Below are 14230 nucleotides of genomic sequence, written 5' to 3'. Positions count from 1 at the left end.
CTACTGCTTCACGAGGCCTTCGATCTCGGACTGCGCGGTCTTCAGCGCGTCCTCGGCGGAGGCCTTGCCCTGCGTCACCTTCGCGATGGCCTGGTCGACCTTGTCGGTGATCTCCGTCAGCCGCGCCGTGGAGGGTGAGGACTTGGCGGTGTCCATCTGCTGCTTGAAGACCTGGAGGTTCGCGTCGTCGGCGAGCTTGCCGGAGTCCCACGCAGCCGTGTTCGCGGGGAGGTCCTTGGTGCGCTCGTACCAGTCGGCCTGGCCCTCCGTGTCCGTGAGGTACTCGATGAACGCGGTCGCCGCCGCCTTGTGCTCGCTGTCCTTGGAGACGACCAGTGAGGAACCGCCCGCCATCGACACCGAGGACGTGCCGGCCGGGACGGGGGCCACGGCCCACTTGCCCTTGATCTGCGGCTGGCCCTCGTCCAGCAGGGTCACGTGCCACGGGCCGCCGAAGAACATCGGGACGCGGCCGTTGCCGAAGTCCTTCACGACGTCGTAGCCGGGCTGCACCGACTTGTCGGACAGGCCCTTCTCGAAGTAGGCGCCGTACTCCTTCAGCGCGGTGACGGCCTCGGGGCTGTCGATGACGGCCTCGCCCTTGTCGTCGAGGATCGCGCCGCCCGCGGAGTAGAGGAAGGGGTAGAAGTTCTGCACCGTGTCCAGACCGCTGGGCTGGATGGACAGGCCCCACTTGGTGCCGGCCTTCTCCTGGTACGCGGCCGCCAGGGACCGCATCTCCTGCCAGTCGGCGGGCGCCTTGTCGACTCCGGCCTTCTTCGCGAGGTCGGTGCGGTAGTAGAGGACCCGGGTGTCGACGTACCACGGGACGCCGTACGCGGTGCCGTCCACCTCGCCCTGGCTCCAGCCGGCGGGGAAGAAGTCGCCCTTGTCGAATGTCTTCGTGTCGACAGGCTCCAGGACACCGAGCTCGGCGAACTCGCCCATGTAACTGCCGCCCATCTGGGCCACGTCCGGCATGGTGCCGGCCGCCGCGGCGGAGACGAGCTTCTGGTGGGCGACGTCCCAGCCGACCGGGGTGACCTTGACGGTGATGTTGGGGTTGGCCTTCTCGTACACCTCGGCCACCTCCGCGAGCTTCTCGCCCTCGGCACCCATGGCCCAGACGGTCAGCGTCTGCTTCGCGTCCGCGGCGACGTCGTCACCACCCGAGCCTCCGCAGGCGGAGACGCCGAGGGCGAGTGCCACGGTGAGGGCGGCGGAGGCGGTTCTGGCGGTGCGGGACATGGAGGGCTCCTCCTCGAGCAATCCGAATGTATGCGCTGCCTGTAAGCGCATACATCACTCTGCGGCAGTCGTTCGGGAATCCGCAAGAGGGTGCTGGGTCACACTCGTGCAACGTGCTCGACACCTGGAGGTCCGACGGTGGCACCGTAAGCACACTGTTTGCGTGATTGAAGTGGATGTGACCGATTCCGCTTTGAGTGCTGTGGCGAGGGCCGAGCGCTCGTCACCGCTCCCGGGTGCGGAGGGGCGTGGCTCCGGGGCGTACGGCTTCGGGGCCCGGCGGGCGGGGCCGCCCCGGCCCGTCCTTCGCGTCCCGTTTCCGCCGTCGCCGTGCGTGTCGGCCGCGCGCCCTGCCGGGGTCGGCCTTCCGTGCGGCAGGTGTCCGCCGCGTCGCCTGCCGGGGGCGCCCTTCCGCCGCCCGTGTCCCCTCGCGTGACCGTCCGGTCAGCCGCAGCCGCAGCTCGCCCGGCGGGCCAGGGAGACGGGCAGCTCCAGGGACACCGGCTCCCGGCTCGGATCCGCCAGGCGTTGCACCAGCAACTCCACCGCCTGTTCGCCCAGCTGCCGGATCGGCTGCCGCACGGTCGTCAGCGACGGGCGCACGATCCGGCTCAGCGGGATCCCGTCGAAGCCGGTCACGGCCATGTCCTCCGGTACCCGCACCTCGCGCCGCTCCAGCGCGCGCAGAGCCCCCACCGCCATCTGGTCGTTGGCGAAGACCATCGCGTCCGGGCGCTCCCCGCCCCGGTCGAGCAGGGTTTCGGCGGCCCGCGCGCCCTCGGCCCGCGTCATCATCCCGGTCCGCAGGTCCGGTGCCTCCGGGACCGGCAGTCCCGCGTCGCCGCACGCCTCCCGGAATCCGCGGAACCGCGCCTCGGCGTCGGGGGAGTCCGGGTCGCCCCCGACGAAGGCGAGCCGGCGGAGTCCGTGGTCCTCGATCAGATGCCGGGTCAGCTCGCGCTCCCCGGCGGCGTTCGCGACGACGAGGTGGTCGAGGTGGTCGATCTCGCGCGGTCCGGCGAGCATCACGACCGGCAGCCGGCGGGATATCACCTCGAGGTCCTCGGTCGGCACGGTCTGCGCCAGCACGGCGAAGCCGTCCACCCGCCCCGCGACCTTCGCCACGAGGCTCTCCGGCCCGCCCTGCAGCGACGCGGCGATCAGCAGGGCGTAGCCGTGGCGGCGGGCCGCCCGCTCCATGCCGCGGATGATCTGGTCGGAGTACAGCATCGCGGCGTCGTCGGCCCCGCTGTCGTTCTCCGCGTCGGCCTCGGCGTCCGGGTCGGCGTAGTCGGGGAAGCAGAGGCCCAGCACCCCGGTGGTGCGGCTGGCCAGCCCCCGGGCGTTGCCGCTCGGTACGTAGCCCAGCTCGCGGGCTGCCTCCAGCACCCGCTCGCGGGTCTGGGCGCGCACCGAGTCGGGGTTGCGGTAGACCCGGGAGACCGTGGCGATCGAGACGCCCGACCGCTCGGCGACGTCGTACACCGTGGGGGCGCTCACTCGACCGACCGTCCGCTTCCTTCTTCGTACGCGGCACCCGCTGCCGCGGGTGCCCGGCCCTCTTCTGAAAGCGCATTCACCCTAGATCGCGTGCCCGGTGGCGGGCAACAGCGGCCCCGGTCCGCGCGCCGCCGGGGCACCTCCGCACCGGCTGAGCAGGTCTTTGCCGAACAATAGACAGGTTGCCTTGCAAGATGTCCTGTCCATCTTTAGCGTGGAAGACATGTCCGACACCGCGGCGAACACCGGGGACGCCTCCTCGCGGGACACCGACGATCCGACCGCCGAGCGCGTGGCGACGGACCTGTCGGCCGTGGTCGGCCGGCTGCTCAGGCGCCTGCGGAGCTCGTCCGCGGACAGTCTGCTGACCCCTTCCCAGCGCTCCGTCCTCGCCCGGCTCGACGACGGCGGTCCGGCCACCACGGCGGCGCTGGCCCGCGCCGAACTCGTACGGCCCCAGTCGATGCGGCTGACGCTCGGCGCACTGGAGACCCGGGGCTTCGTCACCCGCGCCCCCGACCCGGCGGACGGCCGCAAGTCGCTCGTGTCGGTCACCGAGGAGGGCAGCGCCGTGCTCGCCGCGGTGCGGGCCGCCAAGCGGAGCTGGCTGGCCGACGCGATCACCGCCGAACTGGACGGCGCGGAGCGCCGCACGCTCGCCGAGGCCGCCGAGCTCATCGGCCGGCTGGTCGACACGTGACCCGTCACCGGACGGATCCGGTGTCCGGGGCGGCGCGTCCGGAAACGTCACCGGTCACGGCCGAGGACTCCGCCCCGGCCCCCGGATTCGGCGCACGGCTCACGGCACCGCTCCTGATGGGGTCCCTGCTCAACCCGCTCAACACCACGATGATCTCCACCGCCCTGGTGTCCATCGGGCACTCCTTCGGCATCGGGGCGGGCGACACCGTCTGGCTGATCTCGGTCCTCTACCTGGCCAGCGCCGTCGCCCAGCCCGTCCTCGGCAAGCTCGCCGACACCCTCGGCCCGCGCCGCGTCTTCCTGGCCGGCCTCGTCGTCGTCATGGCGTCCGGGCTGGTCGGAGCACTCGCTCCCGGCTTCGGCACGCTGATCGTCTCCCGGCTGCTGCTCGGCGTCGGTACGTCGGCGGCCTACCCCGCCGCCATGGCCGTCCTGCGCGACGAGTCCCAGCGCCTGGGCCGCCCCACCCCGCGCCCCGTCCTGGCCCGGCTCAGCTTCGCCGCGCTGGGCAGCGCCGCGGTCGGACCCGCGCTCGGCGGACTGCTCGTGTCGGTCGTCGGCTGGCGTGGCATCTTCGCCGTCAACGTGCCGATCGCCCTGCTCGCCCTCGGCGCCGCGCTGCTCTGGATCCCGGCCGACCGGCCGCCCGGGGCGTCGCCCGGCCGGGAAACGCCGAAGCTCTCCCTGGACCCGCTGGGCACCGGCCTGTTCACCGCCGCGCTGACGGTGCTGGCCTTCTTCCTGCTCGACCTCGCCGACCCGCGCTGGTGGCTGCTCGCCCCCTTCGCCGCGCTGACGGCGGCCCTGGCCGGATGGCAGCTGCGCACCCCGCAGCCGTTCATCGACATCCGGATGCTCGCGGGGAACGGCCCCCTGCTGCGCACCTACGCACGCCACGGCCTCGGCTACCTGATCGTCTACTGCGTCATGTACGGCTTCACGCAGTGGCTGGAGGAGGCGCGCGGCTTCTCCCCGGGACACACCGGACTGCTCATGCTGCCGATGTCCGTCACCGCGCTCGTCTGCTCGCTGCTCGGGGCCCGGACGAAGGGCCTGCGCGGCCCGCTGACCCTGGCCGCCCTCCTGCTCACCGCGGGCGCCGGGATCCTGGCGTTCCTCTCCGGAGACACACCGCTCGCCGTGCTGCTCCTGGCCGGAGCGTGCTTCGGCGCGCCCCAGGGGCTCATCGGCACGAGCAACCAGGCCGCGGTCCAGGCCCACGCGCCGCCCGAGAGCATCGGCGCCGCCGCAGGGCTCCAGCGGACCGCCCAGTACATCGGGGCCATCACCGCGTCCAGCCTGATCGCCCTCGCCTACGCCGACGCGACGAGTGACGCGGGGCTGCACCTCATGGCGGCGGTGTCCGTCGTCCTGGCGGTCCTGCTGACCGTCCTCACCCTCACCGACCGGGCGCTGAGCGCCCGCACCTGACCGTCCCCCACCGGTGTGCGCCCACGCGCATCCGGACGAACCCGCCTCAGCACCTCGGCACAACCAAGGAGTACGCCCATGACCGCCACCGTTCTGGACCCCCGCACCGCGCTCGTCGTCGTCGACCTGCAGAAGGGCATCGTCGCCCTGCCGACGGCCCACCCGGCCGAGGACGTCGTCGCCAACTCGGCGGCCCTGGCCGACGCCTTCCGCGCCAAGGGCCTCCCGGTCCTCCTGGTCCGCGTGACGGGCGGCGCGCCCGGTCGCACCGAGGGAGCCGCCCGGTCGGGCGAGCCCGCCGCGGACTGGGCGGACATCGTGCCCGAGCTCGGCCCGCGCGACGGCGACGTCGTCGTCACCAAGCAGCAGTGGGGCGCCTTCCACGGCACGCCGCTCGACCTCGAACTGCGCCGCCGCGGCATCACCCAGGTCGTGCTGACCGGCATCGCCACCAGTATCGGCGTCGAGTCCACCGCCCGTGCCGCGCACGAGCACGGGTACCACGTCACCATCGCCACCGACGCGGTCACCGACATGGACGCCGGGGCGCACCGCAACAGCCTGGAGAAGATCTTCCCGAGGCTCGCCGAGACCGACACCTCCGCGGCGATCGCCGCGCTCCTGGGCTGACCGCCGCGGGCCGGCCCCGGGGCCGCTCGGGTGACGTCCACGGCCCCACCGGCCGCGTCTGCCTCCCCTCGCGCGTACACGTGCGTTCAGTGGATCAGCGAATCAGTCTGATCAACTGCAAATGCCACCAGTACGCATCATCCGGTCCCTTCCGGTACGGGGTGGGCCGGGCCGGCCCCGGAGGTATCAGCCATGTCCCACGTCGGCGTCCCACGCGGGACGGCACGAAAGCGCCGCTCGGTCGCGCTCCTGGCGACAGGCGTGCTCACGATCCCGGTGCTGGCGGGCTGCACCTCGGACGGCGAGGACCCCACCTCGGTGGCCGTCCCCCAGGACATCGCCCCGGCCTCCCGGGACCGGGTGGCCGACGGATCGACCCTCAACTGGGCGATCGACGCGGTCCCCTCCACCCTCAACGCCTTCCAGGCCGACGCCGACGGCGCGACCACGCGGATCACCGGCGCCCTGCTGCCCTCGCTCTTCCCCATGGACGCCAAGGGGGAGCCCCGGCTCAACCCCGACTACCTGGAGTCGGCGAAGGTCATCGAGCAGGAGCCCAAGCAGGTCGTCCTCTACAAGCTCAACCAGCAGGCGGTGTGGAGCGACGGCCGGGAGATCGGCGCCCCCGACTTCGTCGCCCAGTGGCGCGCGCTGAGCGGCAAGGACTCCGCCTTCTGGACGGCCCGCAACGCCGGGTACGAGCGGATCGAGAAGATCGAACGCGGCAAGGACGACCTCCAGGTCCGGGTCACCTTCTCCAAGCCGTACGCGGACTGGCGCTCCTTGTTCTCGCCGCTGTACCCGAAGGAGGTGACCGGGTCCCCCGGCACCTTCAACGACGGCGCCCGGACGACCCTCAGGAACACCGCGGGACCGTTCCGGCTCCGCAGCGTGAACAAGCCCAAGGGGACGGTCGTCCTCGACCGGAACCCGCGCTGGTGGGGCGACGAGGCCAGGCTCGACTCCCTGGTCTTCCGCGCCGTCGAACCCGGCAAGCGCACCGACGCGCTGGCCGAGGGGACGGTCGACGTCGCCGACATCGACCCGGCGACCGCGAACAGCATCGCCCTGGCGGCCCGCTACCGCGGCGGGAACGGCGGGCCGCCCGCCCACGGTCCGGGAGCCGGCATCACCCCGGCCGCCGCCCTGCGCTCCTGGGCACTGGCCCACGGATCGGACGAGGAGGCCGCCGAGACGGCGCGGGCCGCCCGAGAGGAGACCCGGGAAGCCGTCGCGGTCTACGCCGCCGAGCAGAAGTCGCTGAGCGGCTTCGCCGTACGCAAGTCGCTGGAGCCCTCCTACACGCAGCTCGCGCTGAACGGCGAGTCCGGTCCCCTCTCCGACGACCGGGTCCGCCGCGCCATCGCCCGGACCCTGGACCGGCAGGAGCTCGCCGACGCGGTCCTGAAGCCGCTCGGCCTGCCCGCGAAGCCCCCCGGCAGTCATCTGGCCCTGGCCGGGCAGCCCGGGTACAAGGACGGCAGCGGCGCCCTCGGCGAGCGGGACACCAAGGAGGCGCAGGCCCTGCTGGCCGACGCGGGGTGGACCCCGGGCGGAGCCCTGCGCAGCACGCGGGACACGAAGGCGGGCAGCGAGGCCGAGAAGAAGGACGAGGGAGAGAAGCCGGCGGCCGGGGAGAAGGCGGCGGACGAGGACAAGGACGAGAAGGCCGGGAAGGCCGGCAAGAAGGACGAGAAGGCCGAGGACACGGAGAAGGACGACAAGGCCTCACGCGAGGAGGGCGAGTACACCGTCGGCGACGACAAGCCGGGCAGCCGTTCCTCCGGCGGTTCCGGGGTCACCGCCCAGGACAAGCAGCCGGGCGGCGTCGCGGGGGCCTACGCCCCGGTGGGAACGGCGGCCCCCGCGCCCGCCGCGGTCAAGAGCCGGCTCGGCAAGGACGGCAAGCCGCTGAGCCTCCGCTTCGTCCTGCCCTCGGGCCCCGGATCGCAGTCGCTGCGGACCGTCGGGGAGAAGATCGTGGCGATGCTCGACTCGATCGGCATCAGCACACAGGTCACCAAGGTCGCCGACGACAGCTACTTCAAGGACCACATCGCCTCCGGCGACTACGACCTGGCGCTGTACTCCTGGCCCGCCACCGCCTATCCGGCGACCGACGGACGACCGATCTTCGCCAAGCCGGAGCCCGCCACCGACGGCTCGCTGCTCGTCGCGCAGAACTACACGCGGGTCGGATCGGACCACATCGACCAGCTCTTCGACCGGGCCGTCGCCGAACTCGACGCCGACGCGTCCAGGGACCTGCTGAAGCAGGCGGACGCACGGATCTGGGCCGCCGCCGGATCGATTCCGCTGTATCAGAGGCCACAGCTGGTCGCCGTCGACAAGAAGCTCGCGAACATCGGCGCCTTCGGCTTCGCCGCACCCCGCTACCAGGACATCGGATTCACCGCGCGGCAAGCGGCGGGTCCGCCCGCGAACGGGAAGAATTAGCAGGTCAAAGCCATATCGCAAGCTCAGATGCAGCTCAATTCCCTTGCCCGTCGGAGCCCCCGGCGGGCAAGGTGGTGTCCGCCCCGACCCGGGCCGCCCGTCTTCTCACACCCCGTGCCGTCCGGCCGTACGCCGCCTGGATGATGGCGTAATACCGGCTGAATATCGGCTGAATTGTGGCCGCGATCCCGTCCTGAGGATCGGGCCGGGAAGCCCCGGACCCGTCGGGCCCGTACCATTGGACGAGCCGTGGCGTGCCGCCCGGCGGGCGTACGAGGACTCGAGACCGACTGAGACGCCTGATCCCACGATCCGAGAGAAGCGCAAGCCACCCATGCCCACGCGCCACGACATCCGTAACGTAGCCATCGTCGCCCACGTCGACCACGGCAAGACCACGCTGGTCGACGCCATGCTCAAGCAGGCGGGCGCCTTCGCCGCGCACGCCGCCGAGAACCTCGACGAACGCATGATGGACTCGAACGACCTGGAGCGTGAGAAGGGCATCACGATCCTCGCCAAGAACACGGCGGTGAAGTATCACCCCAAGGACGGCGGGGACCCGATCACGATCAACATCATCGACACCCCCGGCCACGCCGACTTCGGCGGCGAGGTCGAGCGCGGTCTGTCGATGGTGGACGCGGTCGTCCTGCTCGTCGACGCCTCCGAGGGCCCGCTGCCCCAGACCCGCTTCGTCCTGCGCAAGGCTCTGACGGCCAAGCTGCCGGTCATCCTCTGCATCAACAAGACGGACCGTCCGGACTCGCGTATCGCCGAGGTCATCGACGAGACCTACGACCTCTTCCTGGACCTGGACGCGGACGAGAACCAGATCGAGTTCCCGATCGTCTACGCCTGCGCCCGTGACGGCGTGGCGTCGCTGACCAAGCCCGAGGACGGCACCGTCCCGGCCGACAGCGACAACCTGGAGCCGTTCTTCTCCACGATCCTGTCCACGGTCCCGGCTCCCGAGTACGACGAGGCCGCCCCGCTGCAGGCCCACGTCACCAACCTCGACGCCGACAACTTCCTCGGCCGTATCGCGCTCTGCCGTGTCGAGCAGGGTGAGCTGCGCAAGGGCCAGACCGTCACGTGGATCAAGCGCGACGGCACCATGTCCAACGTCCGCGTGACCGAGCTCCTGATGACCGAGGCGCTCACCCGCAAGCCGGCCGAGGTCGCCGGTCCCGGCGACATCTGCGCCGTGGCCGGTTTCCCGGACATCATGATCGGCGAGACGCTGGCCGACCCCGAGAACCCGATCGCGCTCCCGCTGATCACGGTCGACGAGCCCGCCATCTCGATGACCATCGGTACGAACACCTCGCCGCTCGTCGGCAAGGGCGGCAAGGGCCACAAGGTCACCGCCCGTCAGGTGAAGGACCGTCTGGACCGCGAGCTCATCGGTAACGTCTCGCTCCGCGTCCTGGACACCGAGCGCCCGGACGCCTGGGAGGTCCAGGGCCGTGGTGAGCTCGCGCTGGCCATCCTGGTCGAGCAGATGCGCCGTGAGGGCTTCGAGCTGACCGTCGGCAAGCCGGAGGTCGTCACCAAGCAGGTCGACGGCAAGACGCACGAGCCGATCGAGCGCATGACCATCGACTCCCCCGAGGAGCACCTCGGTGCCATCACGCAGCTGATGGCGACCCGCAAGGGCCGTATGGAGACGATGACGAACCACGGGTCGGGCTGGGTCCGCATGGAGTGGATCGTGCCCTCCCGCGGCCTCATCGGCTTCCGTACCGAGTTCCTGACCCAGACCCGTGGCACGGGCATCGCGCACTCCATCTTCGAGGGCCACGAGCCCTGGTTCGGTGACCTGCGCACCCGCCACAACGGCTCGCTGGTGGCCGACCGCGCGGGCACGGTGACGCCGTTCGCGATGGTCAACCTCCAGGAGCGCGGTGTCATCTTCACCGAGGCCGGCACCGAGGTCTACGAGGGCATGATCATCGGCGAGAACTCCCGCGCCGACGACATGGACGTGAACATCACCAAGGAGAAGAAGCTCACCAACATGCGTGCGGCGTCCGCGGACACCACGGAGAACGTGGTGCCCGCCCGCAAGCTGTCGCTGGAGCAGTCCCTGGAGTTCTGCCGCGAGGACGAGTGCATCGAGGTCACCCCGGAGACCGTGCGCATCCGCAAGGTCGTCCTGGACCAGAAGCAGCGCGGCCGCACGGCCTCGCGCGCGAAGAACGGCTGACCGACCGGGGACGCCGGCCGAGGCCGGCGAACCGTCGGTTCGAGCCATTGACATGAGGCCTGGGCCCCCGCAGACACTGTGGGGGCCCAGGCCTTTCGTCAACCGGTTTTCCTGACCGACGTGTCCGCATATCGTGCGTCGCTCTCCGGAACATGTGTTAACGGTCCGTTTCGGGGGTGTCTGTCTGGGATCACTTTGTCCGGATTTCGGGCAACCATGGCTTCTCGATGTTGTCAAACCGAGACCCTTTAAGTGTGGTTTACAGCCCGTCGTTCCTTAATAGTTGGCTCCATTGAGCTCGGGTCAATGGGTCGACGCACTGTGGGGAGTGCGGACTCACGAGCACACTCGGGGCACTGCAAACGATCGCCGTCAGGGGTGTCGGTGGATCTCTACAGTGCCCCTCTTGTAGTCAAAAGTGGACTCATGAGGAGGAAACCCATGCGCGGTGCCAAGAGCGCCAAGTGGGTCGCGGGAGCGGCAATCATCGCCCTGGCCGCGACCGCCTGTGGCGGGGGCGACAGTGACGACAGCAGCAAGGCCTCGAAGGAGAAGGGCAAGCCCGCGGGCTACGTCTCCATCGACGTCGGCGAGCCGCAGAAGCCGCTGATCCCGGCCGACACCAACGAGTCGCTGGGCAGCTACGTCATCCAGTCGATCTTCACCCAGCTGCTCGACTTCGATGCGGACGGCAACATCGTCTACACGAACGCCGAGTCCGTGAAGTCGACGGACAACAAGACGTGGACCGTCAAGCTCAAGGCCGGCTGGAAGTTCCACGACGGCACTCCGGTCACGTCCGAGTCCTACATCAAGGCGTGGAACTGGTACGCGAACGTCAAGAACGCCCAGCAGAACGCGTTCTGGTTCGAGGACATCAAGGGCTACGAGGACGTCCACCCGGAGAAGGGTGACCCGAAGGCCACGGAGATGTCCGGTCTGAAGGCGGTCGACGACACCACCTTCACGATCGAGCTCAACAAGCCCGTGCCGTACTACGAGTACAAGCTCGGCTACACCACCTTCGCCCCGCTGCCGGAGGTGTTCTACAAGGACACCAAGGCCTTCGGTCAGGCACCGGTCGGCAACGGTCCCTACGTCTTCGAGAAGTGGGACCACAAGAAGCTCATCCAGGTCAAGGCCAACCCGGACTACCAGGGTCCGAACAAGGCCAAGAACAAGGGTGTCCTCTTCAAGAACTACGCGACCGTCGAGGCCGCGTACCAGGACCTCCTCTCCGGCAACCTGGACATGATCCGCCAGGTCGGCCCGAAGGACCTCCCGAAGTACAAGGCCGACCTCGGTGACCGCGCGATCGACGAGCCGTACGCGGCCATCCAGTCGCTCGTCCCGACCTTCTACTCGAAGACCTTCAAGGACATCGACCCGAAGGTCCTCCAGGGTCTGTCGATGGGCATCGACCGCGACACGATCACCAAGACCGTGCTCAACGGCACCCGCAAGCCCGCCACCAGCTTCACGCCTCCGGGCGTCGCCGGTAACCAGGACCTGGGCACCGACGTGTTCAAGTTCGACCCGGCGAAGGCGAAGCAGCTCGTCAAGGAAGGCGGCGGCGTTCCGGAGAACAAGATCTGGATCCAGTACAACGCCGACGGCGGCCACAAGGAGTGGGTGACCGCGGTCTGCGAGTCCATCCGCAACTCGACCGGTGTCGACTGCGTGCCGGACGCCAAGCCGGACTTCCAGACCGACCTGGAAGCGCGTGACAACGACCAGGTCAAGTCGATGTACCGCGGTGGCTGGGTCGCCGACTACCCGCTGAACGTCAACTTCATGCGGGAGCTGTACGGCTCGACCGCCGAGGCCAACAACGGCCGGTTCTCCGACAAGGAGGTCGACGCGGCCTTCAAGAAGGGCGACAACGCGGCTTCCCTGGACGAGTCGATCAAGGCTTACCAGGACGCCGAGAAGCTCGTCCTCGAGAAGATGCCGGCGATCCCGCTCTGGGAGTACAAGACCAACGGTGGCTACTCGAAGTCGGTCGACAACGTGACCACCGACTTCCACGGTGACTACAACATCACCGAAGTCACGGTCACCAAGTAGCACACGCCTGAGGGCCCCCACTCGGCCATCAGCCGCCCACACCAGGCAGTAGGTCCCGGGGGGCCGCTCTCCGCATCCGGAGGGCGGCCCCTGGGCTGCTTTATCCCTATCGGAGGCAAACATGGGGCGTTACGTCGCGCGGCGACTGCTCCAGATGATCCCGGTCTTCCTCGGATCAACCTTGCTGGTCTTCGCCATGATGTACGCGCTGCCCGGCGATCCCGTGCGCGCACTCGCCGGCGAACAGGCAGTGGACCCGACGCAGATCGCGGAAATGAAGAAGGAGCTCGGGCTCGACCTGCCGCTCTGGCACCAGTACTGGAACTACCTCGTGAACCTGTTCCAGGGTGACTTCGGCACACAGATCGCCAGTGGGCGACCGGTCGCCGACATCATCTCGGAAGCGTTCCCGATCACGGTCAGACTGGCGCTGTTTGCCTTCATCTTCACGGTCGTCGTCGGTATCTCCATGGGTGTCTTCGCCGGTCTGAAGGCCGACACCCTCCGCGACCGCGGACTGCTCGTCCTGACGCTCCTGCTCATCTCGGTCCCCTCGTTCGTGCTGGGCTTCCTCGGCCAGTACTTCTTCGCCTTCCAGCTCGGCTGGGTCGACCCCAACGTGAGCATGGAGGCGAACGCGGACGAGCTGATCCTGCCCGCTGTCGTGCTCGGATCCCTGTCGCTCGCGTACGTCGCGCGGCTGACCCGCACCTCGGTCGCCGAGAACCTGCGCTCCGACTACATGCGCACCGCGGTGGCCAAGGGCCTGCCCCGGCGCCGCATCATCGGTGTCCACCTGATGCGCAACTCGATGATCCCCGTGGTCACCTTCCTCGGCACCGACCTCGGTGCCCTGCTCGGCGGCGCGGTCGTGACCGAGGGCATCTTCAACGTCAAGGGTGTCGGCTCCGCCGTCTTCGACGCGCTGAGGCACCGCGAGGGTGCCACGGTCGTCGGCATCGTGACGCTGATCGTCATCGTCTATCTCGTCGCCAGCCTGGTCGTCGACCTGCTTTACGCGGTCCTGGACCCGAGGATCCGTTATGCCTGAGACCCTGAAGGAAGCCACCCCGGACACGCCCGGCGCCGTGGCCGCACCCGTCGCCACCGCCGCCGTCGGCAAGCCCCGCAGCCTGTGGTCGGACGCCTGGCACGACCTGCGGCGCAGCCCGCTGTTCGTCGTCTCGGCGATCCTGATCATCTTCCTGCTGGTCATGGCGATAGCACCCGGCCTGTTCACCGGCGCCGACCCGCGCTACGCGGACCTGGCCCACCACTACCTGCAGAAGCCCAAGTGGGGGAACTTCTTCCAGGAGGACTGGTTCGGGTACGACATCCAGGGCCGGTCCATCTACGCCCGTGTCGTCTACGGCGCCCGTGCCTCGATCACCGTCGCCGTCGTCGTGACCGTCCTCGTCACGATCCTGGGCACCGTGGTCGGCATGCTCGCCGGTTACTTCGGCGGCTGGATCGACACGATCCTGTCCCGGGTCACCGACATCTTCTTCGGCGTCCCGTTCATCCTCGGTGCGATGGTCGTCCTGACCTCGTTCGAGGAGCGCAAGATCTGGGTCGTCATCCTGGCCCTGGCCTTCCTCGGCTGGACCTCGATCGCCCGAGTCGCACGCGGCTCCGTCCTGACGATCAAGCAGGCCGACTACGTGATGGCGGCCAAGGCGCTCGGCGCCTCGACCACCCGCATCCTGCTCCGGCACATCCTGCCCAACGCGATCGCCCCGGTGATCGTCGTCGCGACCATCGCGCTCGGCGGCTACATCTCGGCCGAGGCCACCCTGTCCTTCCTGGGCATCGGCCTCGCCGAACCGACCGTGTCGTGGGGTGTCGACATCTCCTCCGGCCAGGAGCAGCTGCGTAACGCCGCGTTCGTGCTGATCATCCCGTCGGTCATGGTGTCGATCACCGTCCTGGCGTTCATCATGCTCGGCGATGCGGTACGCAACGCCCTCGACCCCAAGCTGCGCTGAG

At 69.5% G+C, this 14230-nt stretch carries 10 protein-coding genes; 8 read left to right on the top strand and 2 right to left on the bottom strand.

Annotation, left to right across the window (positions count from 1 at the left end):
• Positions 1–1248 (bottom strand): sugar ABC transporter substrate-binding protein, encoded by a 1248-nt coding sequence (locus tag IA22_RS0113435; protein ID WP_014154276.1) that lies wholly within the window; start codon positions 1246–1248, stop codon positions 1–3.
• 444 nt (positions 1249–1692) lie between these two features.
• Positions 1693–2748 carry a LacI family DNA-binding transcriptional regulator gene (locus tag IA22_RS0113430; RefSeq protein ID WP_030123723.1) on the bottom strand — a complete coding sequence of 352 codons (1056 nt, stop codon included), beginning with the start codon at positions 2746–2748 and terminating at the stop codon, positions 1693–1695.
• Between the two features lie 223 nt (positions 2749–2971).
• On the opposite strand from IA22_RS0113430, the gene IA22_RS0113425 reads away from it, so the two are divergent.
• The 8 genes from IA22_RS0113425 to IA22_RS0113390 all read left to right on the top strand — a co-directional run bounded on the left by IA22_RS0113425 (position 2972) and on the right by IA22_RS0113390 (position 14229).
• Positions 2972–3448 carry a MarR family winged helix-turn-helix transcriptional regulator gene (locus IA22_RS0113425; RefSeq protein WP_015578603.1) on the top strand — a complete coding sequence of 159 codons (477 nt, stop codon included), beginning with the start codon at positions 2972–2974 and terminating at the stop codon, positions 3446–3448.
• Positions 3445–4881, top strand: coding sequence for an MFS transporter (locus IA22_RS0113420; RefSeq protein WP_030123721.1), 1437 nt, complete (start codon positions 3445–3447; stop codon positions 4879–4881). Before IA22_RS0113425 ends, IA22_RS0113420 begins: the two co-directional genes overlap by 4 nt.
• Positions 4882–4959: 78 nt before the next feature.
• Positions 4960–5511, top strand: coding sequence for an isochorismatase family protein (locus tag IA22_RS0113415; protein WP_014154272.1), 552 nt, complete (start codon positions 4960–4962; stop codon positions 5509–5511).
• Between the two features lie 192 nt (positions 5512–5703).
• Positions 5704–7968, top strand: a complete 2265-nt coding sequence (locus IA22_RS0113410) for an ABC transporter family substrate-binding protein (RefSeq protein WP_030123720.1) — start codon at positions 5704–5706, stop codon at positions 7966–7968.
• A gap of 334 nt (positions 7969–8302) precedes the next feature.
• Positions 8303–10177, top strand: coding sequence for a translational GTPase TypA (gene typA / locus IA22_RS0113405; protein ID WP_014154270.1), 1875 nt, complete (start codon positions 8303–8305; stop codon positions 10175–10177).
• 441 nt (positions 10178–10618) lie between these two features.
• Complete coding sequence (locus IA22_RS0113400) at positions 10619–12244, top strand: peptide ABC transporter substrate-binding protein (protein WP_014154269.1); 1626 nt, start codon at positions 10619–10621, stop codon at positions 12242–12244.
• 121 nt (positions 12245–12365) lie between these two features.
• On the top strand, positions 12366–13295 hold the full coding sequence (locus IA22_RS0113395) for an ABC transporter permease (RefSeq protein ID WP_014154268.1): 930 nt from the start codon (positions 12366–12368) through the stop codon (positions 13293–13295).
• Entirely contained in the window at positions 13288–14229 is a 942-nt protein-coding gene (locus IA22_RS0113390) for an ABC transporter permease (RefSeq protein WP_014154267.1), read from the top strand. The genes IA22_RS0113395 and IA22_RS0113390 overlap by 8 nt, the downstream gene beginning before the upstream one ends.
• Position 14230 lies beyond the last annotated feature (1 nt).

Source organism: Kitasatospora papulosa (assembly GCF_000717245.1).
GTDB lineage: Bacteria > Actinomycetota > Actinomycetes > Streptomycetales > Streptomycetaceae > Streptomyces > Streptomyces papulosus.
Note: the sequence above shows the minus strand (reverse complement) of the source record. Positions and strands in the feature narration are given on the sequence as shown.